Raw genomic sequence first — 24,598 nt, forward strand, 5'->3', positions numbered from 1 at the left:
AGCGCTTCTTTCGTTGAAAGTTAAACGGACGTAAACTCGGCGCAAGAAGTCTTAGGAAAGGTCATGCTATGGCGCTGCCGCGACACGAGATCAGATTTTTGTTGAATGGTGAGGATGTGCGGCTTGACGCAGTTGGCGCGCAGGATACTTTGCTTGATTTTTTGAGAATTACGAAGCGGTTGACTGGTACGAAAGAGGGCTGCGCCGAGGGCGATTGCGGTGCTTGTACCGTGCTTGTGGGGCGGCTTACGGGCGTGGGCTTGCGCTATGAGACGGTGAATGCCTGTATTCGTTTTTTGGCAAGTCTCGATGGCTGTCATGTGGTTACAATCGAGCATTTGCGTGGCGCAGGCGGTGGTTTGCACCCTGTTCAGCAGGCGATGGTCGATGCTCATGGAAGTCAGTGTGGCTTTTGCACACCTGGGATTGTGATGTCGCTTTATGCGCTCTGGATGGAAACGCCTGAGCCGAGTGATGCGCAAATTGAGACTGCGCTGCAGGGCAATTTGTGCAGGTGCACGGGTTATGAGCCGATTTTTAAGGCGGCGCGCGCGGCCGCGGCTTTGGGTGACCCTTCTGCAGATCCGCTGGCAGTCGAGCGGGCTGATGTTGCTTCTTGGTTGGAGGCTTTGAGCGACGGTCGGCGCGTGGATATTTGCAAGGCTGGCGACCGTGCGATTTTGCCCGCGAACCTTGCTGATTTGACTGAGGTTTTAGCAGAGCATCCAGATGCGACGATTGTTGCGGGGGCGACGGATGTCGGGCTGTGGGTGACGAAGCTTTTGCGCCCTATTTCGCCAGCTGTATTCATAGGACATTTGCCAGAGTTGCGTCAGATCAAACGTTCAGGCTCTGTCCTGAAACTTGGTGCTGGTGTGAGCTATAGCGAAGCAGAAGAGGCTCTGATGGCGGCCTTCCCGCATTTGGCGAACTATTGGCGGCGGATTGCAGGCTGGCAAGTGCGCAATATGGGAACGATAGGAGGAAACATTGCCAATGGATCGCCGATTGGAGATGTGCCGCCTGTGTTTATTGCACTTGGGGCAAAGCTTCATTTGCGAAGCGCGATAGGCCGTCGGAAGTTACCGCTGGAAGAATATTTCATCGCTTATGGAAAGCAGGATTTGCGCGTGGGTGAGTTCGTTGAGGCTGTAGAGCTACCGCTTGGGCAAGCTGGCGTGCATCATGCTGCATACAAAGTTTCCAAACGGCGGGATGAAGATATTACGGCTGTTGCTGTCGGGATAGCTGTGGCCGTGCATGAAGGCAGGATTGCGCAAGCGCGGATTGCTTTTGGCGGCATGGCAGCGACACCTAAGCGGGCGGAGGCGGCAGAGGCGGCACTTGTTGGGAAGCCGTTTGCAGTGGAGAGTTTTGAAGCGGCCGCGAGGGCTGTTGGGGATGATTTTCAGCCATTGAGTGACTGGCGCGCCACGGCCGAATACCGAAGCCTTGTGGCAGGAAACTTTTTGCGGCGCTTTTGGGCGGAGCAGGGCGCGGGCGAAGTCGCTAAGCTGGAGGGTATGTGAGTGGCTGAGTTCGGACATACTGGCACCGATGCCAAACACGACAGCGCGATAAAACAAGTGATGGGGCGAGCGGAATATACCGACGACATCCCAGAGCCTGTTGGCACGTTGCATGCTTATCTTGGCTGCTCACAGGTTGCGCATGGGGCGATCAAGGCGATGGATTTGCGAGCTGTTCTGGCTGTGAAGGGCGTGATCGGAGTTCTGACTGCCGAGGATGTTCCTGGGGTGAATGATGTCTCTGCAGTGCATGCAGGAGATGAGCCTGTTTTTCCCGAAAAGACTGTCGAATTTTATGGTCAGCCCTTGTTTGCCGTGATCGCCGAGAGCCGCGATATTGCGCGGCGGGCGGCAGAGCGGGCGAAAGTGGATATTGATGTGCTGCCGCATGTTCTTGGGCCCATGGAAGCGATTGAAGCGGGCTATCCTGATGTGACAGCGCCATTGACGCTTGAGCGTGGCGATGTAGGCGAAGGCTTTGCCAAAGCGGCCAATCGTATCACAGGGCAGATGGCGATTGGCGGGCAGGACCACATGTATCTGGAGGGTCACATCTCATTTGCGATGCCGGGTGAAGACGATGATGTGGTTATCTATGCTTCGACGCAGCACCCGACTGAAGCGCAGATGATTGTAGCGCAGGTTCTGGGCGTTTCCGCCAACTCTGTTGTCGTCAATGTGCGGCGTATGGGCGGGGGGTTTGGTGGCAAGGAAAGCCAGATGAACCTCTTTGCCGCCGTTGCGGCTATGGCGGCAAAAAAGTGGAACCGCCCCGTAAAAATCCGCCCTGATCGGGATCAGGATATGAGCTCGACAGGGAAGAGACACGATTTTGTGGCCGATTATGCTGTAGGCTTTGATGAAGACGGGCGCATCGAGGCTGTAGAGGGCCAGTGGGCGGCGCGCTGTGGCTTTGCGGCGGACCTTTCAGGACCTGTGACAGACCGTGCTCTTTTCCATGCGGACAACGCCTATTTCTATCCGCATGTGCGGCTTAAATCGCGGCCCATGAAAACGAATACAGTTTCTAACACGGCCTTTAGAGGGTTTGGCGGACCTCAGGGTGTGATTGTGGCGGAGCGCATGATTGAAGAGATTGCGTATGTGCTGGGTAAGGACACGCTCGATATCCGCAAGGCTAACTTCTATGGGGTGGGTGAGCGGGATGTGACGCCGTATCATCAGAAAGTGGAAGACAACATTCTTGAGCGGCTCATTGGCGAACTTGAAGAAACATCAGAATATCGTAAGCGGCGTGAAGAGATCCTCGCGTTTAATGCCAAAGGCGGGATTTTGCGGCGTGGAATTGCTTTGACGCCTGTCAAGTTTGGCATCAGCTTTACAGCAACTTGGTACAATCAGGCGGGCGCCTTGCTACATGTCTATAAGGACGGCTCGCTCATGATTAACCATGGCGGTACGGAGATGGGCCAAGGGCTGAACACCAAGATTGCGCAGATCGTGGCGGAGGCTTTTGGTGTATCGCTTGACGCTGTGAAGATCACCAAGACCACGACAGAGAAGGTCCCAAACACCAGCGCTACGGCGGCGTCTTCAGGCACAGACCTCAACGGTATGGCGGCGCTGGATGCCTGTGAGCAAATCAAGGCACGGCTGGCAGACTATGCCCGTGAGAAATGGGGCGTAGGCGAGCTGCGGTTTGACGGCGGGCACGTTCACTTTGGCGACAAGGACATGAGCTTTCGCGAGTTTATCGCTGGCGCTTACATGGACCGTGTGCAGCTATCTGCGGCGGGGTTTTACAAGACGCCAGAGATTCACTGGGACAGGGCCTCTGGCAAGGGCCAGCCGTTTTTTTACTTCGCTTATGGCGCGTCTTGTTCGGAAGTTGAAATCGACACGCTGACGGGCGAATACCGTGTCACGCGCGCCGATGTTCTGCATGATGTGGGCCGCTCGCTCAACCCTGCGATTGACCGTGGGCAAGTGGAGGGCGCATTCATTCAAGGGATGGGCTGGCTGACCACTGAAGAGCTGTGGTGGGATGACAAAGGTCAGCTCAGAACTCATGCGCCGAGCACCTACAAGATACCTCTGGCTTCTGACAAACCACGGCATTTTGATGTGCGGCTGGCAGAATGGAGCGAGAATCCCAAGCGTACGATCAAGCGGAGCAAGGCGGTGGGTGAGCCGCCATTTATGCTTGGAATCTCGGTGTTCGAGGCGATTGGTCATGCGGTAGCCTCTGTGGCTGATTACAAAGCATGCCCGAGGCTTGATGCCCCCGCCACTCCAGAGCGAGTGTTGATGGCGATAGAGCGGCTCAAGCGATGAGTGGGTTGGCGACATTTCTTGAGGTCGAAGGCGCTGTTGTCGAAGTGCGTATTGCCGAGGTGCGGGGGTCGTCGCCGCGTGAGCCAGGTGCGTTCATGCTTGTGCGTGGCACTCAGATCTGGGGCACTGTTGGGGGCGGTCAGCTTGAATATATGGCGATGGATGAAGCTCGGATGCTGGCTCGCTCTGGTGAGCGCTTTCGTGAAATGAACGTACCGCTTGGCCCTGAGATCGGCCAATGTTGTGGGGGGCGCGTGCGCCTTATGCTCAAGGAGCTAGACGATAAGGGCAAGGCTGAGCTCATTGCTGAAGACGCAAAGCGGCTGATGGGCTTGCCCGAGGTGTTGATCCTTGGTGCGGGGCATGTTGGCCGCGCCCTTGCTTATGCTTTCGCGCCGCTTCCCGTGCGTGCAAAGCTTATCGACAGCCGAGCAGAGGAGTTGGCCCGCGCGCCGAACGGGACAGAGAAAATTTGCACGCCGCTGCCAGAGGCCGAGCTGCGTAAGGCGAGTGCGGGTGCGGCCTATATTGTGGCCACGCATGAGCACAGTCTCGACTTTTTGCTCACACAAGAAGCACTGGCGCGCACCGATGCGGCATATGTTGGAATGATAGGCTCCAAGACCAAGCGTGCAAAATTTGAAAGCTGGGCAGTGGGAGGCACAGGGGCATTGATGTGTCCGATGGCGGCAGCGCACAAAGGAGACAGGCGGCCTGAAGTGATTGCTGCGTTTGTCGTGGCGGAGGTTTTGATGGCTTTGACAAAAGCGCACTCAAAGGAGCTGGCAGATGAGTGAAACGCTATTCCTTGGCCGCGTGCTGAGCTTTCATCGTCGGCCTGAAGGCGCGCATGATGAGGCGGCGTTTACTTATCACGAGGCGGGGGCTGTGCACGTCAGAGACGGACGCATTGTGGCTATGGGAGACGCGGATGATGTGCGCAAAAGCGTCTATGGCGCGCATGTTGTGGACCACCGACCGCATCTGATTTTGCCAGGCTTCATTGATATGCATCTCCATTTCCCGCAGGTGCAGGTTCTTGCGAGCTGGGGCAAAGATCTGCTTGATTGGCTCAACAAATATACGTTTGTGGAAGAACAGCGTTTTGCGGAGATGGCGCATTGCGAGGCAATGGCGACAGGATTTTATGACGGGCTCTTGAGAAACGGGACGACCACAGGCGTAGCCTATGGTTCGGTTCATGCCACAAGTGCTGAGGCGATGTTTGCGGAAGCCGAACGGCGCGGCATGCGCATGATCGGCGGTAAGGTAATGATGGACTGTCATGCGCCTGAGGCTTTGCTCGACACAGCGCAGACAGGCTATGACGAGAGCCTTGCCTTGATCGAACGATGGCACGGTAAGGGACGGCTGTCTTATGCGATTACGCCTCGATTTGCTCTGACATCCACCCCTGAGCAGCTTGAGGCAGCGGGGGCTTTGTGCGCCTTACACCCTGAGTGCTACATGCAGACCCATGTCAGCGAAAACCTGACGGAGATTGAACGGGCGCGCGAACTTTACCCCGATGCGCCCGATTACGTGGGTATCTATGAGCGTTATGGGCTTTTGGGCGCGCGGGCGTTGCTAGGCCATGCGATCCATCTTGAGCCTCGCGAGATCGATGTGATTGCAGGGACGGGTGCGAAGCCTGTGTTTTGTCCAACATCAAATCTCTTTCTCGGCTCTGGCCTCTATGATGATGCGGGGCTTCGTGCGCGTGGTATTCAGGGTGCAATCGCTACAGATATAGGCGGGGGAACGTCTTACTCGATGCTTCAGACGCTGAATGAGGGCTATAAAGTTTTGCAGCTTCGTGGGCAGCAGATGCATCCCTATCAAGCGTTTGACTGGATCACGCGCGGCAATGCCGAAGCGCTTGGGCTGGTGCAGGAAATTGGCACGCTAAAGGCAGGGAGCGTTGCAGATATGGTTGTACTCGACGCGCGGGCAACCCCTGAGATGACTTTGCGCGCGGATCGCATCGAGACACTTGCAGAAGAGCTTTTCCTTCTGATGATCATGGGCGATGATCGCGCCGTTGCGCAAACCTATGTTGCCGGTGCAGCGCAGAAGGATGTTTGAGAGATGCCACGGTTTTCGGCTAATATTTCTATGATGTTTACCGAGCTTGCATTTGATGCTCGCTTTGAGGCTGCGCGAAATGCGGGCTTTGGGGCGGTCGAATTCATGTTTCCTTATGGGTATGTACCTGAGAGCCTTGCGTGGGCTCTTGAGGAAAATGCGCTGGGACTATCTGTTTTTAATTTGCCGCCGGGAGATTGGGGTGGATGCGAGCGTGGGCTGGCCGCTGTAAGCGGACGCGAAGCCGAGTTTGCGGAAGGTCTTGATATGGCTGCGCGCTACGGGCGCATTCTGCGTGCGGATCGTGTGCATTGCATGGCAGGAATTGCCGAAGGACGCGAAGCAGAGGCTTGCTATATCGGGAACGTCCGCCGCGCAGCGGACAAGCTCGCGCGACAGGATTGCACTGTTCTGATCGAGCCGATTAATACGTTTGATATGCCTGGGTATTTCCTGAATCGCACTGATCAGGCGGTGGAGCTTTTGCACAAAATTGATCATGAAAATGTCGCCCTTCAGTGGGATATTTATCATCACGAGCGGACACATGGTGATGCTCTGAGCGCTTTATCTGATGTATTGCCACACATGGCTCACGTTCAGATTGCGGGTGTGCCAGGGCGGCATGAGCCGGAAGGGTTCGGGGCGTTATTTGCAGCGCTTGATGCGTCGGGTTATGCGGGATGGGTAGGCTGCGAATATCATCCGCGCGGTAAGACAATTGAGGGCCTTAGCTGGCTCGGAGAGGCACGAGATGCGGCAGGAGCGTCCAGAACTTGAAGAGTTGATTGCTGTGGCGCGGGGCGAGGCCCCCGCTGATACTTTGCTGCGCGGTGGCGAAGTTTTTGATGTGGTGACGGGCGCGTGGATTGCCGGCGATGTGGCAATCTTTCAGGGGATCATTGCAGGGATTGGCGCGGACTATGAGGCCCATGAAATCGTTGATGTGAGTGGGCTTACGCTTGTTCCTGGGTTCGTCGATACGCATCTGCATGTGGAAAGCTCTCTTGTGACACCGTTTGAATTCGATCGTTGTGTTGGGCCTCGTGGTGTCACGACTGCGATCTGTGATCCGCATGAGATCGCCAATGTGATTGGGATCGCGGGCCTCCAATATTTCTTGGACGCCTCTGAGCGGCTCTTGATGGATTTGCGGGTGAACCTCAGTTCTTGTGTGCCATCAACAGAAATGGAAACTGCTGGGGCGCGGATTGAGGCGGAGGATCTTGCTCCGCTGAAGAGCCACCCACAGGTGAGCGGGCTGGCCGAGGTTATGAATTACCCCGGAGTGGTTCATCGTGACGCGGGGATTATGGCAAAGCTCAAGCTCTTTGAGGGTCAGCATATTGATGGGCACGCGCCCTTGCTTTCGGGCCTCGACCTGAACGCTTATGTGAGCGCGGGTGTGCGTACGGAGCATGAGGCGACGAGCGCAGAAGAAGCCCGTGAGAAGCTACAGAAAGGGCTGCGGGTGCTCATTCGAGAAGGCTCTGTCAGCAAAGACTTGGAGGCGCTGGCGGAATTGCTCGACGATTTTACCTCCCCCTATATGTGCCTTTGTACGGATGATCGGAACCCGCTTGATATCGCAGAAGAAGGGCATCTGGACTATATGATCAGGCGCTTGATTGAGCGTGGTTGTTCGGCACGGGCGGTCTATCGGGCGGCGAGCTTGTCGGCGGCGGAGGCTTTCGGGCTGAAGGACCGGGGACAGATAGCGCCTGGTAAGCGTGCGGATATTGTTGCTGTTAAGAGCCTTGAGGCTTGTGATGTGCAGGCCGTCTGGGCAGGTGGTGTCCTGTTGACAGATCAGGCCTTTGCAATGCGCGAGGTGATCGAACCTGTTGGGCGCAATTCTGTGAAGGCGCCTAAAGTCACGGGCGAGGCGTTTCGCACCGCGGGTAACCGCGAGAGTACAAGTGTGATCGGGATTATCGAGGGCAAGATTATCACTGAGCATTTGCATGAGGACATTCCGATTGTTGACGGTGATAAACGGCCCGATGTGGCGCGTGATTTGGTCAAGATAGGTGTCATCGAGCGGCATGGGAAAAATGGCAACATTGCCACTGGCTTTGTGCGTGGATTTGGCCTCAAGCGCGGGGCGATAGCTTCGACTGTGTGCCATGACCATCACAACATTGCTGTTGTGGGTGTGGACTATGACGATATGGCGCTTGCCGCGAACCGATTGGGAGAGATTGAGGGCGGGTTTGTTGTTGTTGAAGCTGGGCGTGTCCTTGCTGAGCTTCCCCTGCCTTTGGGGGGGCTGATGAGCCTCGAGAGCTATGAGGACGTTCATGAAAAGCTTGTGCCGCTGCGGGCGGCGGCTGCGAGTCTGGATGTGAGCTTACGCGAGCCCTTCTTGCAGCTGGCGTTTTTGGCGCTCCCTGTGATTCCGGCGCTGAAGATCACGGACCGTGGGCTTGTCGATGTCATGAAGTTTGAGATCATCGGGTGACTTGGCCGAGCAGCTTTGGCACTTTGGTATGCAGAGAGTTTTTGGCAACCTCTTTTCACCACCCCTTGAGGCGTTATATAGAGCGGTGACTGCGGAGCAAAATGTCAGGCATGATGCAAGAACTTGCGATCATTAGAATGGGCGACGAGGACGACGATGGGGGGGATACCTCTGTTATCACCAAAGTAAAGCCCAAGACCAAGCGGCCACCTCTTTATAAGGTGATGCTGCTGAATGACGACTATACGCCAATGGAATTTGTTGTGCATGTTCTGGAGCGTTTTTTTGGTATGGATCATGCTCAGGCATTCGAGATTATGCTGACTGTTCATAAGCGAGGGCTTGCTGTTGTCGGTGTTTTCTCGCATGAGATCGCCGAAACGAAGGTGACACAGGTTATGGACCTTGCGCGCCAGCACCAGCACCCGCTGCAATGCACGATGGAAAAGGAGTGAGGCGCGGCCTCGCCCTGAAGGGATTATTCTGATGATGGATACACGTTTGTCACTCGCGCTTGAGGCGGGGCATGTGAGCTTGCCACCCGAAGGCGATATTGTTGTTTTGGGCGCTGCTGGCCAGAATCTTGAGGGTTTACCGCAAGAACGTCTTTTGATTGTTTGCGATGACGTGGTGGCCGCCAGTGCCTATGAGGCGCAAGGCTATGCTCTTGCGACTGAGCTTCCCGATGTTGCCGCTGGCGTGGTCGTATTTGTGCCGCGTGGGCGACTTGAGGGACGCGTGTTGTTTGCCCGCGCTGCCAAGATGACAGGCGGTACCTTTATTGTTGATGGTGTGAAGACCGATGGCGTTGACAGCCACTTCAAAGAATTGCGCAAGCGGAGCACCTGCAGCGCGGCCTATAGCAAGGCGCATGGTAAGATTTTTAGCTGTGATCTTAAGCAGGATGCAGCACAAGACTGGCTTGAGGCTGGTGTTGGCGGCCAAAATACGGACGGTTTCTTCACTGTTCCGGGCGTTTTTTCTGCTGAAAAGGTGGATGAGGGATCACGGCTTTTGGAGGCTGTCTTGCCCGAAAAGCTTGGTAAGGAAGTCGCCGATCTTGGCGCAGGTTGGGGCTATCTTTCACGCGCAATTTTGACGCGAGAGACTGTTGAGACTTTGCATATGGTTGAATCAAGCCATGCAGCACTTGAATGTGCGAGGGTAAACACTCCAGATTCACGTGTTCAGTTTCACTGGGCGGATGCAACTCGTTGGCAGCCACGTGCCTCGCTGGATAGCGTTGTGATGAACCCGCCGTTTCATACGGGACGTAAGGGTGTGCCTGAGTTGGGGCAGGCCTTTATTGCTTCAGCGGCAGCTGCTTTGAAAGGGGTCGGGCACCTCTATATGGTGGCCAACCGTCACCTGCCTTATGAGGAATCCCTACGTGCGCGTTTTGGCTTTGTTGAAGAGCTTGAGGGCGGCAACAGTCGCTTCAAGATTTTGCATGCGGCCAAGCCGTCTCGTAAGCGCTAGGTTTTTGCGCTAACAGTTTCTCCAGTTTTAGAGAAGATTCGAACGAAGGAGCGAGAGATGTCGCTTTCGATCAGTGGAAAAACGGCGATTGTTACGGGGGCCGCGAATGGTGTTGGCCTCGCGATTGCGCGGCATTTTGTCGACAAGGGGGCAAACGTCATGTTTGCCGATATGGACGACGAAGCGCTGACAAAGGAAGTCGGTGTTCAAGAAGAAGGCAGCCCGATCCGTGCGTTTGCAGGCGATTTGCGTGAGAAGCTGACGCTGGCCAACTTGCTTTCAGCCACGATTGACGCCTTTGACCGCGTGGATATTTTGGTCAATGCATCGAGGCAGGTTGTTTCTTCTGATCCCCTGAACCCTGATGATGATGCTGTGCAAATGGCACTGGAACAGAACTTGATGGCGTCGTTGCGCCTCAGTCAGCTCATTGCCAAGCGGATGATTAAGCAAGCACATGATGATGACAGTGATAGACCTGCAGGTTCAATCATCAACCTTTCGTCTATTCTGGCGCGGCGAGCGCATCCGCAGCTTATGGCGCTTTCGATCTCAAATGCGGCATTGGAGCAGATGACACGCTCTCTGGCTGTGGCGCTTGCGCCCGATCGTATCAGAGTGAACGCCGTTGCGATGGGGTCTGTGATGAGCGCGAGTCTGCAGGAGCATTTGAAGGACAATCCTGATTTTCGCTCGGTCATTGAGAGCGGTACGCCGATGGGACGGATTGCGAGCCCAACCGAACTGGCGGAAGCTGTACAGTTTTTGGCCTCCGACGGGGCGAGTTTTATGACGGGGCAAGTGCTGACTGTTGATGGCGGTCGTACGCTGCTTGATCCTGTGACCGCGCCTGCGCACTGATCTGCCTAAAGGCCACGGAGGAGAACAACATGAGTGATATGCTAAACGAGAAAACCCGCGCAAGCGCGTGGTTCCGTGAGTTGCGCAACGAGATTGTGACGGCTTTTGAAGGGCTGGAAGACGCATTTGGCGGTGATGAGCCTGCGGGTCGCTTTGAAATTACTGAAACCACGCGCCAGTCTGACGATGGCTCTGATGCGGGCGGTGGCTTGATGAGTGTGATGCGCGGAGGCCGCGTGTTTGAGAAGGTTGGTGTAAATATTTCAACAGTCTATGGCACGCTCGGCATCCGTGCTCAGGCGGCGATGGCCGCGCGCAAGGGTCTTGAAGGTATGGCGGAAGATCCGCGTTTCTGGGCTGCGGGGATCAGTCTTGTGGCGCATATGCAGAACCCGCATAGCCCTGCCGTCCATATGAATACGCGGATGTTCTGGACACCGCATGGCTGGTGGTTTGGCGGCGGATCTGATCTGAACCCCTGCATTGAATATGCTGAAGACACTGCGCATTTTCATTCTGTGCAAAAAGAACATTGCGATAAGCATGGCACTGAGCACTATCAAAGACTTAAGGATTGGGCGGACGAGTATTTTTACATCCCGCACCGCAACCGCGCACGGGGCGTGGGTGGTATTTTTCTCGATGATCATAACACGGGTGATTGGGAGGCAGATTTCGGCTTCATTCAAGATATTGGCCGAGCCTTCCTGCCCGCCTTTGTGCCGCTGACCGAAAAGCGTATGGCGCAGCCTTGGGGTGAGGTCGAGAAAGATAAGCAGCTGGTACACCGCGGGCTCTATGCGGAATACAATCTTGTTTATGATCGAGGCACGAAATTTGGTCTTGAAACAGGTCATGACGCCAATGCTGTTTTGATGAGTTTGCCGCCTATGGCGAAGTGGGTTTGACTTCGATCAATTCTAATATGCGACGAATCGAATATCTTATGTCTTGAAGAAACGCGCTCGAACTTGATCCTGCTTTTACCTTGTGGAGGCCTGAATAAGCATGAGACATTTCTTTTTGACATCTACCACCGCCTTGGCGCTCGCTTCTGGAAGCGCAGCCTTTGCCAATGATCTGCGAAATGAGGCGCTGGAGCTTTTTGCGCCGCTGCCTTCCACGATCCCTGCGTTGAATGCGAACCCTGTCACGCCCGAGAAGATTGATCTTGGGAAAGCGCTTTTTTTGATCCGCGCATGTCAGCGTCTGGTGTTTTTTCCTGCAACTCTTGCCACAACCTCGCCACGGGCGGGGACGACAATATGCCAACATCTATTGGCCACGGTTGGCAGAAAGGCCCGCGTAACTCGCCCACCGTGCTGAACTCTGTCTTCAACGAAGCCCAGTTCTGGGACGGGCGCGCGCCAGACCTAGCCGAGCAGGCCAAGGGGCCGGTGCAGGCGGGAGTCGAGATGGCCAATACACCTAGCAACGTGGTCGCGACGCTCAACTCTATGCCGCAATACGTGGAGTGGTTTACTGCGTCTTTCCCAGAAGAGGCGGAGCCTGTGAGCTTTGACAACTTCGCCAAGGCGATCGAGGCTTATGAGGCGACGCTGATCACGCCTGCGCCCTTTGACGCCTGGCTCAATGGAGATGACGCGGCTTTGAGTGAGATGGAAACGGCAGGCCTTAGTCTGTTCATCGACAAGGGCTGCGCCTCCTGCCATAGCGGGGTCAACCTTGGGGGCAATGGCTATTATCCCTTCGGCCTGATCGAAAAGCCGGGGGCGGATATTTTGCCTGAAGGAGATAAGGGCCGCTTTGCTGTCACAGCAACAGCTGATGATGAATATGTCTTTCGTGCCTCGCCGCTGCGCAACATCGACCAGACTGCGCCTTACTTTCACTCTGGCATTGTATGGGACTTGAAAGTCGCCGTGCAGGTGATGGGTGAGAGCCAGCTGGGCGAGGATTTGACAGAGGATGAGGCCGATAAGATCGTCGCCTTCCTAGGCAGTCTAACGGGCGAGATGCCTGAGGTGGTCTATCCAATCCTGCCTGCCGAGACTGCCGCTACGCCAAGGCCGACTGGCGAAGTGAAATAAACGAGAAGGGCCAGCATAGAGCTGGCCCTTTTTCTTTTGAGGCTTGGCTTAAAGGCCGCGCACAGTATCAATCATCAGCTGCACATTTTCGGGGTCGGCATCAGGCGTGATACCGTGACCGAGGTTGAAGATATGTGGGCCATTTTTGAAGGCATCAACGATCTTGCGGGTCTCACGGACGAGGTCATCGCCGCCTGTAACCATGTGGGACGACTTGAGGTTGCCCTGCACGCAGCCGCCTGTCTGGACGTTGGCGGCGGCCCACTCAGCTGTTACGCCATCGTCGAGCGCGATACAGTCTGCGCCGATGGCCTCATGTAGGCCGATATAGCGCTCGCCTGCACCACGGGGGAAGGCGATGATGGGGGTGTCTGGGTGCAGAGCTTTCAGCGCAGCAGTGATCTGCGCGGCGGGCTTTACCGCGTAGTTGATAAAGTCGTCTCCTTTGAGAGAGCCTGCCCAGCTGTCAAATATTTTCACGACTTCCGCGCCTGCTTTGATCTGCTCAGAGAGGTAGAGGATTGTCGCGTCAGTTATCCGCTTCAGGAGCGCTTCAAAAACTTCGCGGTTCCCGTCTTTCAGGGCATGCGCTGGCCCTTGGTCAGGGGTGCCACGCCCTGCGATCATATACGTTGCGACAGTCCATGGCGCTCCCGCAAAGCCGATCAGCGTTGTTTCCTTGGGCAGTTCGCGGCTGAGCATGCGAACGGTTTCATAAATTGGAGCGAGGTGTTCATGGATCGCATCAGCGGGCTTCAACGCGTCAAAGCCTGCTTTGTCTGTGATCGTGGAGAGGCGAGGGCCCTCGCCTGTGACAAACCAGAGGTCAGCGCCAAGCGCCTGAGGCACGAGCAAGATATCGGCGAAGAGAATCGACGCATCAAAGCCATAGCGGCGGATTGGTTGCAGCGTGACTTCACAAGCCAATTCAGAATTGTAGCAAAGCGAGAGGAAATCGCCAGCCTCTGCCCGCGTTGCACGGTATTCTGGCAGGTAGCGACCTGCTTGGCGCATCATCCAGATCGGCGGTGTTTCAAGCGTTTCGCCCGCCAATGCGCGCAGGATTTTCTTTTGCTGTGCCATGATACTCTCCTCTTCGGTTCGTCTCTCGTCCCTTGGCTGCGGCGCGATGTCAAGCAAGAGCCGCTTGAAAGGACAAAGCGCCGCGTCTAACAGGGGGTATGGTAAAACAACTTCCCACCCCCGCCGCACCCCTCAAAATCGGCACGCGCGGCTCTCCGCTCGCTTTGGCGCAAGCTTACGAGACGCGCGTGCGCTTGGCTGAGGCCTTTGACCTGCCGCATGAGGCCTTCGAAATTGTCGTGATCAAGACGACAGGTGACGATGCCGCGCTGATTGCCAAGGATAAGCCTTTGAAGGAGCTTGGGGGAAAGGGGCTGTTTACGAAAGAGATTGAAGAGCAGCTTTTGGACGGCAGTATTGATATTGCTGTGCACTCTATGAAGGATATGCCGACGCTTCAGCCAAGAGGTTTGTTGCTTGAGACCTATCTGCCACGGGAAGATGTGCGCGATGCGTTCGTGTGTCTAAAATACAAGTCGCTCGCCGACGTGCCTGAAGGCGCCGTGATGGGCAGCTCTTCTTTGCGGCGTCGTGCGCAACTTGCCGTGAAGCGGCCTGACCTGATGCTTTCTGAATTTCGTGGAAATGTACAAACGCGGCTGAAGAAGCTGGAAGAGGGTGTTGCCGACGCGACATTTCTGGCGATGGCAGGACTCACACGGCTTGGTATGATTGGACAAGTGCCTGCAACACCTGTGGAGGTGACTGATATGTTGCCTGCGGTTGCGCAAGGCGCGATCGGAATTGAGCGGCGCGGCGACGACAGCCGCGTGGCAGATATGCTGGCGGCGATTCATCACGAAGAAACAGGTCAGCGTCTTGCGGCGGAGCGCGCCTTTTTGGCGGCGCTTGATGGGTCTTGTGAGACGCCTTTGGCTGGTCTGGCGGAGCTTGATGGCAATACGTTGCGCTTGCGTGGTGAAGTTCTGCGCCCTGACGGAAGCGAGGCGATCAACGATGATCAAAGCGCACCACTGGAAGATGGTCCTGAACTCGGCCGTGAGATGGCAGCGAAGCTGCTTGAGCAAGCTGGCAAAGGCTTCTTTGACTGGCGCGCATGATTACGCGGACGCACACCAAAGGCGATGCGCCTTCTACGGCTGTCTACTCTGACTGCGAACGCTATCGATATCTTCTCACGCGCGTTTGGGAGCCTGCAGGGCGCAAGGCGCTCTTTATCATGCTCAACCCTTCGACGGCGACTGAAGTGCAGAACGATCCGACAGTTGAGCGCTGCGAGCGGCGTGCACGTACGCTCGGATTTGGCGGATTTAGGGTGACTAATATCTTTGCTTGGCGCGATACAGATCCCAAGAAAATGCGTGCTGCGGCAGAGCCTATCGGCGCAGAAAATGATGCGATGATTGCACAGAGTTGTGACTGGGGCGATCAAATCATCGCGGCATGGGGGGCGCATGGGGAGCATTTACAGCGAGGTGTGGCGATGGAGGCGCTTTTGCGAGACATGGAACTGCCCGTCTTTCACCTTGGGCTGACAAAGGCTGGCCACCCGAAGCATCCACTCTATATTGCCTATACACAGCAGCCTGAGCTTTGGTTTTAAGGGGGTCCTATGAGTGAACAGTCTGAAGCCGAGATGAAGCACTCGATTGACCGCCTTACGCAGGAGCTGGAGCGGCTCAACACACATCGCTTTGTGACGGTTCACAGTTCGACATGGCGGTTGCTCTCATTTCAATTCATGCGGGGCTTGGCCTTTGGGCTTGGATCTGTGATCGGAGCAACACTTTTGGTTTCGACTCTTGTATGGTGGGCTTCGCAGATTGAGTTTATCCCCGTGATCGGGGAATGGGCTGCTCAACTTGTCGAAGAAATGCAAAGAACCCGTTAACTAACTGAATAGAATAGCTTTGACGCGCGCAGAGAGCTCTGGCCTTATGTGCCCGTCAACGTTTGGAGTTCGGTCATGTTGTTTCTTGCTGGATTGATGGGCATGGCGCTGGTGGGCGCGACCGTCTTTATAAGCGTCGACGGCGGCGAAGATAGCGAAGATGCCGTGCTGCCAGATGCGCCACAGGATACGAACATCAGCGGGTTTATAACGTCGGGAACGCTGACTGATGAAGTGATTTCAGGCAGCGATGGCGCGGACCAAATCAACGGATATGACGGTGCGGATACCATTGATGGCGGGTCTGGGCACGACGCGCTCTACGGCGGGTCTGGCGACGATGAGCTCCAGGGCGGCGCAGGTCAAGATACGCTGCATGGTGAGGATGGAGCCGATCTACTCTTGGGGGCAGAAGACGCTGATGCGCTCTATGGGCACAACGGTCATGACACACTTGTTGGCGGCCATGGCGAGGATATGCTTCACGGCAGCGCTGATGATGACCTGCTTTTAGGGGAGGATGGCGACGATGCGCTTCATGGGGGGCTGGATGACGACACACTTGTTGGCGGCGCAGGCGAAGACACGCTTTTTGGCGGGTGGGGCGATGACTTGCTGGATGGCCGCGAAGATGGGGTTGCTGAGCAAGACTTTTTGAACGGCGGCGGCGGCGAAGATAATCTTGTCGCTGGCAGTGAAGACATAGTAACAACAGGCATGGGCGCAGATAATGTCATCATAGGGGATTGGATCATGCCGGGCGAAGAAGCCCAGGTGTATGATTTTGATCCAATGGAGGACAGGCTGATCATTGTGTTCGATGACCAAGCTAATGCGAGCGAGCCTGAAATTACTATTGCTCGTGACGGTCTCGACCCTGATGTGAGCCACATCTTGATGAATGGTGAGATGATTGCGGCCGTACACTCGGCGCTATCAATGAGCATTAATGACTTGATGATTATGACACAAAGTGATGCCGCTCTATTCTTCGGGATTGGCGAAACCGCGACTGCGGCCTAACCTAGAAAAAGCTTTTCATCGCAATAGAATCTGCCTATACGGCGCTCTTGCACCTCCGTTTCGTGGTTGTGCGAATCCTATGGACCTTGCTGGACGACATCCCGGCTCGTGCCCGAACCCTTAACTCTAAAGGAGATCCCGATGTCGATTACTGTTGAAGAAAAAGCACGCGTCATGAAAGAGTTCGCCACCAAAGAAGGCGATACAGGCTCACCCGAAGTTCAGGTTGCTATCCTGACGTCGCGGATCACGACACTTACAGAGCATTTCAAGACCCACAAAAAAGACAACCACGGCCGCCGTGGTCTTTTGAAGATGGTTGCACAGCGCCGCAAGCTGCTCGACTTTCTGCGTGGCAAAGATGAAGGCCGTTATCAGGACCTCATCAAGAAACTCGGCATCCGTCGCTAAGACTTGAGCCAAGTTAGAACTTTTAAGCCGCGCTCCTTTTGGGGCGCGGTTTTGTTTTGGAGTTATGGCTTCTGAAGAATGACCAAGGCATAGCCCTCATTGCGATAGGCTGTGATCTGGGCTGGGCCCGATGGTGCGACCTCAATGTATTCAGGGAAAATGTCGTGAGGAATACCGCGGGCATCGGCATGGCCTCCACATACATGAACGGGCGTTCCTGATCGGCTCAGGCTGGCTGCGAGGGTCTTTATCCTCTCGGCTTTAGGGCTCTCAAGGGATTTGGCGAGGCCAAATTGCTCGTTGCCATGCGTGACAACAGCGATCTTGATTGCAGGGAAGCGGGCCTTGAGACGTTCGCTTTGTGCCTGGATGTGGGGCAGGGCCCAGTCGAGTGCGAACTGGTCGCCTTCGACCACCTCAAATACAACCCCGACGGGCGCTTTTTCGGCGTTTAGGAGCTTGTCTACGCCAGAGCTGGCCCATGCTGTGGCGGAAAAACTGAAAAGAGTGGTGACGAGTAAAAATATCCTGAGCATTTTAACCTCCGTGAGACCCTAAGCTTATCGTCCGCTTAAGAGCGCTGGCAATGCCGCGCCCGTCACGTTTCTGTTAGCGTCCACTATCGGCGCGCTTGATGAGCGCCGCGACTTGTTGGCCAATGATCTTGCTGGCTTTGCGCGATGGGTGGATCATATCGAGTCCGTGAAAGCTGCGGTCGCCTGAAGGGACGAGATCTGCAATCGAGTGGAAAAACACGCCTTTGTCGCGCTTGGCAAGTTCGGCAAGCCTTGCTTCAAAAGCATCTCCTTCGTCTTTGCAGCTCTCAATTGGCGAGTCCATATCTGGGCTGCGTAGATAGCCGAGATAGACCACGCGTGCACCTGTTTGGCGGATACGGGCGACTAGGCTGACAATGTCCCCTTGCTTTGCGTCAGCGGTCAGCATTTTGTTCATCCGCCTGTCGCAGCGAGCACAGCCACAGCCAAGCATAAAGTCGTTACCTCCACCTGTAATAATGACCCAGTCATAGCGTTCGCGGTCACGAAACTGATTGGAAATGCGCAGACCCATCGCGCCAGTGAGGGGTAGGCCGTAAATAATGCGTGCACCTGAGATGGCGCGGTTGAGAACGGGCTCGCCCAGTGAGGCAGCAATAGAGTCAGCGATTGATTTGTCGTCAATGCGGTGCCAAGCCATGAGACTATCGCCTATTGCGAGAATTTTGGGCTTTTCTTGTGCTTGGGCAGCCTGATGTGGAGCGAGTCCCCAGAGGGCAAAACATAAGATTACAAACAAAAAGCGGGGTATCATAAGCTCACTCACACAAACTAAGACAATTGTCGGCAATATTGCATAGAAAATCCACAGTTGGTTTTAAAACACTGTGTTGCGAATTTGGCAGGATTTGCTTGTTTGAGACTGTCTCACCTGCGATAGAGTTATATCGAAAGATCCCACTTGCACCGGGGCACAGGGGCTGGAAAACTTGAAAAAAGGGTCCAGTCTATGGCGCAAAAAGTTGTTCTCATTCATCATGGCGAAAGTCGTCACACAGACCGTGCTGCTGACCAATTGGAGCGGCTAGGCTATGAGGTTTTAAATCGTCACCTTTATGCAGGTGATACTCTGCCGATGCTTGACGATGATATTGCTGGGACGATTGTCTATGGCGGCAAGTATTGCATCACAGATATTCCAGATATGAAGTTTTTGCAGGATGAAATGCAATGGCTTGAGGCTTGTATCGGCGCTGGTTTGCCTGTGCTTGGGCTTTGCCAAGGGGCGCAGATGATTGCGCATAGCTTAGGGGGCGAGGTGGGCCCGCTGGAGGGGGAGCCCTGCGAATTTGGCTACTATGAGCTTGAAACACTGGACGTGGATTTTATGCCCGCAGGTTTGCGCGTTCCACAGGCGCATTTTCATGCGTTCACGCTGCCCGAGGGGGCCGAGCTTTTGGCGCGCAGTGAAACGTTTCCCCATCAGGCATTTCGCTATGGGGAAAAGACCTATGGTTTCCAATTTCACCCAGAGGTAACAGATGAGATGTTCAAGGATTGGCAGGCCGCGCCTTGGTCTGGCGAACATGACGCGCGAGTTGGTGTCCAAAGCCGCCATCAGCAGGACGCATTTGCGGAGGAGACACACAGAACTGTTGATCCGTGGTTCCGCGACTTTATCACCAAGCTTTTTGGCTCTGCGACATGAGTTTGGCAACGAAAGGTCTTTTGATCACGCTCGCGGGTGTGTTGGTGATCTCTCCTGATGTGCTCTTGGTGCGTTTGATTGATGCGGATACGCTGACCAAGCTTTTCTGGCGCGGGCTGCTCAGCGGTTTGGTTATTCTGGGCGTATGGGGCGTGTTTTTACAGCGCAGGCCGATGCGAGATGTGGTGCGTGTCGGGCGGAGTGGGTGGGCTTTGGCAGCCATTTTTGCTCTGGGTACGTTCTGTTTCCTCTATGCTGTTGAAAAAACCCAAGCTGCAAATGTCCTGCTTATTTCAGCGACATCTCCTGTGATCGCAGCGCTGATATCGATTGTTGTGTTGAAAGAACATGTAGACCGGTTGACTTGGGTCGGAATTGGAGGGGCCCTCTTAGGGGTATTTGTAATTGCTGCTGGCAGCGCGGGTGGCGAGGGGAACCTGATTGGAGACATGGCTGCCTTTGGCGGTGCGGTATCGCTCGCGCTGACGTTTAGTATTGCGCGCGCGCAGAAGAACATCAGTATGGTTCCTGCAATGGGCCTGTCGGGGTTGCTGACGGCACTGGCAGCAGGGTTGCTCGCGCCAAGCCTTGTTGTCCCTATTGATAGCTGGGTTTTGATGTTGGCTCTGGGCGCGGTTGTTGTCCCTCTTGGCTTTGGCCTACTCACTACGGGGCCGCAATATATTGGCGCGGCAGAAGTGAGCTTGATTTTGTTGCTGGAGGCGCTTCTCGGGCCTGTGCTCGTCTGGTGGGTGATCGGGGAGTTCCCCGGGCAGGCTGCGCTTTGGGGTGGGAGTATCATCCTGTCGGCACTCGCCGGGGTCAATTTGATACGCTTGAAAGGGGCGGCCGGCGGATAGCCTTATAAGGCTTTCAAATGTTGCAAAACTCCTGTATGCCGCGCCCTATCTGAGAGGTTGCGCCACGGCCCTAGCGCTTCAATCAGGATAGAAAAGGGCCGGCGGCAATGGGGCCGCCATTCAAACAGGAGACATGGGATACGCCCATGAGAGCTCCGACACAGGAAACGAAAATGTTTAACATTACGAAGAAGACCATGGAGTGGGGCGAAGAAACGCTTACACTTGAAACGGGCAAGGTTGCTCGTCAAGCCGATGGCTCTGTCATCGCGACCCTCGGTGAAACATCTGTCATGGCCAACGTGACATTCGCCAAGCAGCCTAAGCCGGGCCAAGACTTTTTCCCGCTGACGGTTCACTACCAAGAGAAATACTATGCGGCCGGCAAAGTGCCTGGCGGCTTCTTTAAGCGCGAAGCGCGCCCGACCGAAAAAGAAACACTGACAGCACGCCTGATCGATCGTCCGATCCGCCCACTGTTTGTTCCTGGCTTCAAAAACGAAGTTCTGGTCATGTGTACCGTGCTGTCGCACGACCTCGTAAACGACCCTGACATGGTTGCGATGATCGCTGCTTCTGCAGCTCTGACCATTTCTGGTGCGCCGTTCATGGGCCCAGTTGCTGCGGCACGTGTCGGCTTTGTTGACGGCGAATATGTGCTCAACCCAACGGTTGATGACATGCAAGACCTGCGTCAGAATCCTGAGCAGCGCCTTGACCTCGTTGTTGCAGGTACAAAAGACGCCGTAATGATGGTTGAATCAGAAGCGTATGAGCTGACCGAAGCAGAGATGCTTGGTGCGGTGAAATTTGCACATGACAGCATTCAGCCTGTGATCGACCTGATCATTGAGCTGGCCGAATCTGCTGCAAAAGAGCCGTTTGACTTCCAGCCACCAGAGTACACAGAGCTATATGAAGCTGTGAAAGCGGCAGGCGAAACAGCGATGCGTGCTGCATTTGCTTTGACCGATAAGCAAGAGCGTACGGCTGCTGTTTCTGCGGCACGAGCAACCATCATGGGCGCGCTGACAGAAGAGCAACTTGCAGATGCGAACCTCGGTTCTGCTCTCAAGAAGCTTGAAGCTGGCATCCTGCGTGGCGACGTTGTGAAAACAGGCAAGCGGATCGATGGTCGCGCGCTTGATACGGTACGTCCGATTGTTTGCGAGACAGGTCTCCTGCCACGCACACACGGCTCTGCATTGTTTACACGTGGCGAAACTCAGGGCCTCGTTGTGACAACGCTCGGCACGGGCGACGACGAACAGTTCATCGACGCACTGCACGGCAACTTCAAATCCAACTTCCTGCTGCACTACAACTTCCCTCCCTATTCAGTTGGTGAAGCTGGTCGCGTGGGCCCTCCCGGTCGCCGCGAAATCGGCCATGGTAAGCTGGCTTGGCGTGCGCTTCAGGCTGTTTTGCCTGCTGCGACTGATTTCCCATACACAATCCGCCTTGTGTCAGAGATCACAGAATCAAACGGCTCATCTTCGATGGCGTCTGTTTGCGGTGGCTCACTGTCGATGATGGATGCTGGTGTCCCGCTCAAGTCTGCGGTTGCTGGTGTTGCGATGGGTCTGATCCTTGAAGATGATGGTTCCTATGCTGTTCTGACAGACATCCTTGGCGATGAAGATCACCTCGGTGATATGGACTTCAAAGTCGCAGGGACTGCCGACGGCATCACCTCGCTGCAGATGGACATCAAAGTCGCGGGCATCACGCAAGAGATTATGGAAAAAGCCCTTGAGCAAGCGAAAGCGGGCCGTCTCCATATCCTCGAAGAGATGAACAAGTCGATTGATGGCGCACAGGATTTCTCAATCCACGCACCACGCATCGAGACCATGCAGATCCCGACGGATAAAATCCGCGAAGTGATCGGCTCGGGCGGCAAAGTCATCCGTGAGATCGTTGAAGTGTCTGGCGCGAAAGTTGATATCAATGACGAAGGCATCATCAAGATTGCTAGCCCGAACGGCGAAGCGATCAAGAAAGCCTATGACATGATTCACTCGATTGTGGCTGAGCCAGAAGAAGGCCAAGTTTACGACGGTAAAGTTGTGAAAATCGTCGACTTCGGCGCATTTGTGAACTTCTTTGGCAAGCGTGACGGCCTTGTACACGTGAGCCAAATTGAGAGCCGTCGCCTGAACCATCCTTCAGATGTTCTGAAGGAAGGCCAAGACGTGAAAGTAAAGCTCTTGGGCTTTGACGATCGCGGCAAAGTGCGTCTCTCGATGAAGGTTGTTGATCAGCAAACAGGCGAAGAAATCGCGCCTGACGCGAAAAAAGACGGCGACAGCGAAGAGTAATCTCGCCTAGCAGTTGATAAGAAAAGCCCCGGCACTGCGCTGGGGCTTTTTTCTTTTGGGCTTGCCGCTCTGAAATTCCCCGTTCCTGTGAGCGCTTTCTGGCGCAGTGTCTTTACACAACAGGTTTTAACGAGAGGGAATGTAACCCATGAAGAAAATGATAGCAGAGTTTATTGGCACTTTTACACTTGTTTTGTTCGGGTGCGGCGCAGCCGTCATCGCAGGCGCTGATGGGACAACAGGAATCGGATTGGCTGGCATTTCCTTTGCCTTTGGATTTGCACTGATCGGCATGGCTTATGGGATCGGGCCAGTTTCGGGCTGTCATATCAATCCAGCGGTGTCGCTTGGTGCTGTGGCTGCTGGGCGCATGCAGGTGGGAGAGGCTGTGCAATACATTGCCGCACAAATCTCTGGAGCGATTGCTGCGGCGCTTGTGCTTTTGACGATTGCGACGGGCAAGGCAGACTACAGCGTCGCCATTAATGGGTTGGGGCAAAATGGCTGGGGCGCTGGGTATCTTGGCGAATACAATATGGCCGCGGCTTTTCTGTTTGAATTGGTTGCGACCTTCTTGTTTGTTGTCGTGATACTGGGTGCGACTGGCAAGGGTGCGCCTGCAGCGATGGCTGGGCTGGCGATTGGTATCACGCTTGTGGTGATCCATTTGGTTGGCATCAAGGTGACTGGCGTGTCGGTCAATCCTGCGCGCTCGATTGGGCCAGCCCTTTTTGCGGGCGGTCATGCCATTTCACAACTCTGGTTGTTTATTGTCGCGCCAGTTCTTGGCGCAGTCGCAGCTGGTTTTTTGTTCAAGGCAGGACTGCTTGATCAAGCTGAATAACGACTGCCAATAGTGGTTATGTCTAAGTTCATAGGAGCCGCGCTTACAGGGTGCGGCTCTTCCTATTTTCCGCTTATTTTGAGGGTGAAGCTTCGCTGTGCGCCAGCTGGCGGCTTTGGGAAAGGGGCCGCGCGGGCCACGACTTTGAGCGCTGCGCGGTCAAGCTCGCTAGAGCCAGAGCTTTTTGCAATAGTGGCCGCAGCAAGGCCACCTTCAACTGAGATGGTGAAACGGACTGTGGCTGAGCCTTTAGAGGCGACACGCGGTTTGGGCACACGGGAAATCTTACGCATTACTTTCCCAGGATAGTTTTGGGCGGCCGCATTGCCTGTGGTCTGAGTGGGGGACGCTCCTGTCGATTTCGGCGCTTGTGCTGCTTTGGCTTTTCCGCTTTGGGCGCCTTTGCGGCTTTCTTTTGATGCACCTGTTTTGGGCTTGGTTTTTTTGGAGGCCTTTGGCGTAGGTTTTGGTTCCGTCTCAAGCGCCTTTGGTCTTTGGGCAGGGCGCGGCGATTTCACAACCGCTGTGTCTTCGATTGGCTGGGCAGCGATGGCTTCAGCGGGCAGGGCTTTGACGGCAGGCGCCGACATAGCTGTTGTGGGAAACACTTGTTGTGCTGTGCTTGGGAGTTCTGGGGATAGAGCTGTTGTTTCTGTCTCTACAGGTGAGAGAACCCCTTTACTCATATCCTCAAAGCTATCACCAAGCCTGGTTTCCAGCGCGCCTCTCGCCCCTTCTGTCGCGATCTCTGTCGTCTTTGGGGCGTATTCCCATAAGAGCGCGGCATGGAGCACGATCGCTGCTGTGAAGGCAATACTTTTGGCTATGCCAGAGGAGGCGATCATGGCAGCGCCTTTTCTGTCACGAGAACAACAGCGCCTGCGCCCGCAGCTTTCAGTTCTGAAGCAATCTGGACCAGCGTTGCTGCTGGAACGGCACGGTCTGGCACAAGTCTTATATATGCGCCCTCGGCCTCACTCGCCGTAGTCATGTAGGCGGAGGGGGTTATCACTTCGCCGCGAAAGCTTAGTTGCCCCGCCGCATTCAAGACCAACGCATCGGGGGGGGCTGTTCCTTCTAGCTCGGATGTGTTCACGAGCTTCAAATCGGCCTCAAGTGGCGTGACAAGTGTCCCCGCTATGAGAAAGAAAATCAGCATGAGAAAGACGATGTTGATAAGTGCGATTGTTGGTTCGCGGCGGCTGGAGACCTGAGATTTGCGCAGTTTTTTTTGCATA

General features: G+C 55.2%; 24 protein-coding genes and 1 pseudogene. 20 read left to right on the top strand and 5 right to left on the bottom strand.

The window, feature by feature from the left end; genetic code table 11:
* Positions 1–68: 68 nt before the first annotated feature.
* The 11 genes and pseudogenes from xdhA (at position 69) to DSM117340_RS00255 (ending at position 12,761) form a co-directional block, all read left to right on the top strand.
* Positions 69–1,529: a xanthine dehydrogenase small subunit gene (gene xdhA / locus DSM117340_RS00205; protein WP_271437404.1), complete on the top strand. Its 1,461-nt coding sequence runs from the start codon at positions 69–71 to the stop codon at positions 1,527–1,529.
* Positions 1,530–3,824, top strand: a complete 2,295-nt coding sequence (gene xdhB / locus DSM117340_RS00210) for a xanthine dehydrogenase molybdopterin binding subunit (RefSeq protein WP_271437405.1) — start codon at positions 1,530–1,532, stop codon at positions 3,822–3,824.
* Positions 3,821–4,621 carry a xanthine dehydrogenase accessory protein XdhC gene (xdhC, locus tag DSM117340_RS00215; RefSeq protein ID WP_089886908.1) on the top strand — a complete coding sequence of 267 codons (801 nt, stop codon included), beginning with the start codon at positions 3,821–3,823 and terminating at the stop codon, positions 4,619–4,621. Before xdhB ends, xdhC begins: the two co-directional genes overlap by 4 nt.
* Entirely contained in the window at positions 4,614–5,909 is a 1,296-nt protein-coding gene (gene guaD / locus DSM117340_RS00220) for a guanine deaminase (protein WP_089886910.1), read from the top strand. The genes xdhC and guaD overlap by 8 nt, the downstream gene beginning before the upstream one ends.
* Positions 5,910–5,912: 3 nt before the next feature.
* Positions 5,913–6,689 carry a TIM barrel protein gene (locus DSM117340_RS00225; protein WP_089886912.1) on the top strand — a complete coding sequence of 259 codons (777 nt, stop codon included), beginning with the start codon at positions 5,913–5,915 and terminating at the stop codon, positions 6,687–6,689.
* Entirely contained in the window at positions 6,664–8,370 is a 1,707-nt protein-coding gene (gene ade, locus DSM117340_RS00230) for an adenine deaminase (protein WP_089886914.1), read from the top strand. Before DSM117340_RS00225 ends, ade begins: the two co-directional genes overlap by 26 nt.
* A gap of 113 nt (positions 8,371–8,483) precedes the next feature.
* Positions 8,484–8,825 (top strand): ATP-dependent Clp protease adapter ClpS, encoded by a 342-nt coding sequence (gene clpS, locus DSM117340_RS00235; RefSeq protein ID WP_245724373.1) that lies wholly within the window; start codon positions 8,484–8,486, stop codon positions 8,823–8,825.
* A gap of 31 nt (positions 8,826–8,856) precedes the next feature.
* On the top strand, positions 8,857–9,849 hold the full coding sequence (locus tag DSM117340_RS00240; RefSeq protein ID WP_333908508.1) for a methyltransferase: 993 nt from the start codon (positions 8,857–8,859) through the stop codon (positions 9,847–9,849).
* 57 nt (positions 9,850–9,906) lie between these two features.
* A complete protein-coding gene (locus tag DSM117340_RS00245) occupies positions 9,907–10,710 on the top strand; it encodes an SDR family oxidoreductase (RefSeq protein WP_089886917.1) in 804 nt (267 codons plus the stop codon).
* 29 nt (positions 10,711–10,739) lie between these two features.
* Positions 10,740–11,618, top strand: a complete 879-nt coding sequence (gene hemF, locus DSM117340_RS00250; RefSeq protein WP_089886919.1) for an oxygen-dependent coproporphyrinogen oxidase — start codon at positions 10,740–10,742, stop codon at positions 11,616–11,618.
* Positions 11,619–11,718: 100 nt separating this feature from the next.
* Positions 11,719–12,761 (top strand): annotated as a pseudogene (locus tag DSM117340_RS00255) (cytochrome-c peroxidase).
* A gap of 48 nt (positions 12,762–12,809) precedes the next feature.
* Here the strand turns inward: DSM117340_RS00255 and hemE are convergent.
* On the bottom strand, positions 12,810–13,844 hold the full coding sequence (hemE, locus tag DSM117340_RS00260) for a uroporphyrinogen decarboxylase (RefSeq protein ID WP_089886923.1): 1,035 nt from the start codon (positions 13,842–13,844) through the stop codon (positions 12,810–12,812).
* Between the two features lie 98 nt (positions 13,845–13,942).
* Between hemE and hemC the strand changes: the two genes are divergently transcribed.
* The 5 genes from hemC to rpsO all read left to right on the top strand — a co-directional run bounded on the left by hemC (position 13,943) and on the right by rpsO (position 17,130).
* Positions 13,943–14,905 carry a hydroxymethylbilane synthase gene (gene hemC / locus DSM117340_RS00265; protein WP_089886924.1) on the top strand — a complete coding sequence of 321 codons (963 nt, stop codon included), beginning with the start codon at positions 13,943–13,945 and terminating at the stop codon, positions 14,903–14,905.
* On the top strand, positions 14,902–15,408 hold the full coding sequence (locus DSM117340_RS00270; protein ID WP_089886926.1) for a DUF1643 domain-containing protein: 507 nt from the start codon (positions 14,902–14,904) through the stop codon (positions 15,406–15,408). Before hemC ends, DSM117340_RS00270 begins: the two co-directional genes overlap by 4 nt.
* A gap of 9 nt (positions 15,409–15,417) precedes the next feature.
* Positions 15,418–15,696, top strand: a complete 279-nt coding sequence (locus tag DSM117340_RS00275; protein ID WP_089886927.1) for a DUF5665 domain-containing protein — start codon at positions 15,418–15,420, stop codon at positions 15,694–15,696.
* A gap of 75 nt (positions 15,697–15,771) precedes the next feature.
* Entirely contained in the window at positions 15,772–16,719 is a 948-nt protein-coding gene (locus DSM117340_RS00280; RefSeq protein ID WP_271437406.1) for a calcium-binding protein, read from the top strand.
* Between the two features lie 141 nt (positions 16,720–16,860).
* Entirely contained in the window at positions 16,861–17,130 is a 270-nt protein-coding gene (gene rpsO / locus DSM117340_RS00285) for a 30S ribosomal protein S15 (RefSeq protein ID WP_089886928.1), read from the top strand.
* Positions 17,131–17,192: 62 nt separating this feature from the next.
* Here the strand turns inward: rpsO and DSM117340_RS00290 are convergent, their stop codons facing one another.
* Entirely contained in the window at positions 17,193–17,666 is a 474-nt protein-coding gene (locus DSM117340_RS00290; protein WP_089886929.1) for a DsrE family protein, read from the bottom strand.
* 73 nt (positions 17,667–17,739) lie between these two features.
* The gene (locus tag DSM117340_RS00295) at positions 17,740–18,441 is read right to left on the bottom strand and encodes an SGNH/GDSL hydrolase family protein (RefSeq protein ID WP_089886931.1); all 702 of its coding nucleotides are present in this window, start codon (positions 18,439–18,441) and stop codon (positions 17,740–17,742) included.
* A gap of 195 nt (positions 18,442–18,636) precedes the next feature.
* Between DSM117340_RS00295 and DSM117340_RS00300 the strand changes: the two genes are divergently transcribed.
* From DSM117340_RS00300 to aqpZ, 4 genes are all read left to right on the top strand, one after another.
* Complete coding sequence (locus DSM117340_RS00300) at positions 18,637–19,335, top strand: hypothetical protein (protein WP_089886933.1); 699 nt, start codon at positions 18,637–18,639, stop codon at positions 19,333–19,335.
* Entirely contained in the window at positions 19,332–20,195 is an 864-nt protein-coding gene (locus DSM117340_RS00305) for a DMT family transporter (protein ID WP_089886935.1), read from the top strand. The genes DSM117340_RS00300 and DSM117340_RS00305 overlap by 4 nt, the downstream gene beginning before the upstream one ends.
* Positions 20,196–20,368: 173 nt before the next feature.
* Positions 20,369–22,516 (top strand): polyribonucleotide nucleotidyltransferase, encoded by a 2,148-nt coding sequence (pnp, locus tag DSM117340_RS00310; protein WP_089886937.1) that lies wholly within the window; start codon positions 20,369–20,371, stop codon positions 22,514–22,516.
* 148 nt (positions 22,517–22,664) lie between these two features.
* Entirely contained in the window at positions 22,665–23,360 is a 696-nt protein-coding gene (aqpZ, locus tag DSM117340_RS00315; protein WP_089886938.1) for an aquaporin Z, read from the top strand.
* 62 nt (positions 23,361–23,422) lie between these two features.
* Here aqpZ and DSM117340_RS00320 read toward each other — a convergent pair whose 3' ends face one another.
* A complete protein-coding gene (locus DSM117340_RS00320; protein WP_089886940.1) occupies positions 23,423–24,205 on the bottom strand; it encodes a TonB family protein in 783 nt (260 codons plus the stop codon).
* Positions 24,202–24,597: a biopolymer transporter ExbD gene (locus DSM117340_RS00325; RefSeq protein WP_089886941.1), complete on the bottom strand. Its 396-nt coding sequence runs from the start codon at positions 24,595–24,597 to the stop codon at positions 24,202–24,204. The genes DSM117340_RS00320 and DSM117340_RS00325 overlap by 4 nt, the downstream gene beginning before the upstream one ends.
* Position 24,598 lies beyond the last annotated feature (1 nt).

This window comes from Lentibacter algarum, assembly GCF_040580765.1.
GTDB classification, from domain to species: Bacteria; Pseudomonadota; Alphaproteobacteria; order Rhodobacterales; family Rhodobacteraceae; genus Lentibacter; species Lentibacter algarum.

Bases quoted from the DNA above. Each gene is read 5' to 3' on its own strand.
- DSM117340_RS00225 (WP_089886912.1), top strand. From the start codon at position 5,913: ATGCCACGGTTTTCGGCTAATATTTCTATGATGTTTACCGAGCTTGCA.
- DSM117340_RS00305 (WP_089886935.1), top strand. From the start codon at position 19,332: ATGAGTTTGGCAACGAAAGGTCTTTTGATCACGCTCGCGGGTGTGTTG.
- DSM117340_RS00240 (WP_333908508.1), top strand. From the start codon at position 8,857: ATGATGGATACACGTTTGTCACTCGCGCTTGAGGCGGGGCATGTGAGC.
- rpsO (WP_089886928.1), top strand. From the start codon at position 16,861: ATGTCGATTACTGTTGAAGAAAAAGCACGCGTCATGAAAGAGTTCGCC.
- hemF (WP_089886919.1), top strand. From the start codon at position 10,740: ATGAGTGATATGCTAAACGAGAAAACCCGCGCAAGCGCGTGGTTCCGT.
- hemC (WP_089886924.1), top strand. From the start codon at position 13,943: ATGGTAAAACAACTTCCCACCCCCGCCGCACCCCTCAAAATCGGCACG.
- DSM117340_RS00245 (WP_089886917.1), top strand. From the start codon at position 9,907: ATGTCGCTTTCGATCAGTGGAAAAACGGCGATTGTTACGGGGGCCGCG.
- hemE (WP_089886923.1), bottom strand. From the start codon at position 13,844: ATGGCACAGCAAAAGAAAATCCTGCGCGCATTGGCGGGCGAAACGCTT.
- ade (WP_089886914.1), top strand. From the start codon at position 6,664: ATGCGGCAGGAGCGTCCAGAACTTGAAGAGTTGATTGCTGTGGCGCGG.
- DSM117340_RS00280 (WP_271437406.1), top strand. From the start codon at position 15,772: ATGTTGTTTCTTGCTGGATTGATGGGCATGGCGCTGGTGGGCGCGACC.
- DSM117340_RS00275 (WP_089886927.1), top strand. From the start codon at position 15,418: ATGAGTGAACAGTCTGAAGCCGAGATGAAGCACTCGATTGACCGCCTT.
- DSM117340_RS00295 (WP_089886931.1), bottom strand. From the start codon at position 18,441: ATGATACCCCGCTTTTTGTTTGTAATCTTATGTTTTGCCCTCTGGGGA.
- DSM117340_RS00320 (WP_089886940.1), bottom strand. From the start codon at position 24,205: ATGATCGCCTCCTCTGGCATAGCCAAAAGTATTGCCTTCACAGCAGCG.
- DSM117340_RS00300 (WP_089886933.1), top strand. From the start codon at position 18,637: ATGGCGCAAAAAGTTGTTCTCATTCATCATGGCGAAAGTCGTCACACA.
- DSM117340_RS00270 (WP_089886926.1), top strand. From the start codon at position 14,902: ATGATTACGCGGACGCACACCAAAGGCGATGCGCCTTCTACGGCTGTC.
- DSM117340_RS00325 (WP_089886941.1), bottom strand. From the start codon at position 24,597: ATGCAAAAAAAACTGCGCAAATCTCAGGTCTCCAGCCGCCGCGAACCA.
- pnp (WP_089886937.1), top strand. From the start codon at position 20,369: ATGTTTAACATTACGAAGAAGACCATGGAGTGGGGCGAAGAAACGCTT.
- aqpZ (WP_089886938.1), top strand. From the start codon at position 22,665: ATGAAGAAAATGATAGCAGAGTTTATTGGCACTTTTACACTTGTTTTG.
- guaD (WP_089886910.1), top strand. From the start codon at position 4,614: ATGAGTGAAACGCTATTCCTTGGCCGCGTGCTGAGCTTTCATCGTCGG.
- xdhC (WP_089886908.1), top strand. From the start codon at position 3,821: ATGAGTGGGTTGGCGACATTTCTTGAGGTCGAAGGCGCTGTTGTCGAA.
- DSM117340_RS00290 (WP_089886929.1), bottom strand. From the start codon at position 17,666: ATGCTCAGGATATTTTTACTCGTCACCACTCTTTTCAGTTTTTCCGCC.
- clpS (WP_245724373.1), top strand. From the start codon at position 8,484: ATGCAAGAACTTGCGATCATTAGAATGGGCGACGAGGACGACGATGGG.
- xdhA (WP_271437404.1), top strand. From the start codon at position 69: ATGGCGCTGCCGCGACACGAGATCAGATTTTTGTTGAATGGTGAGGAT.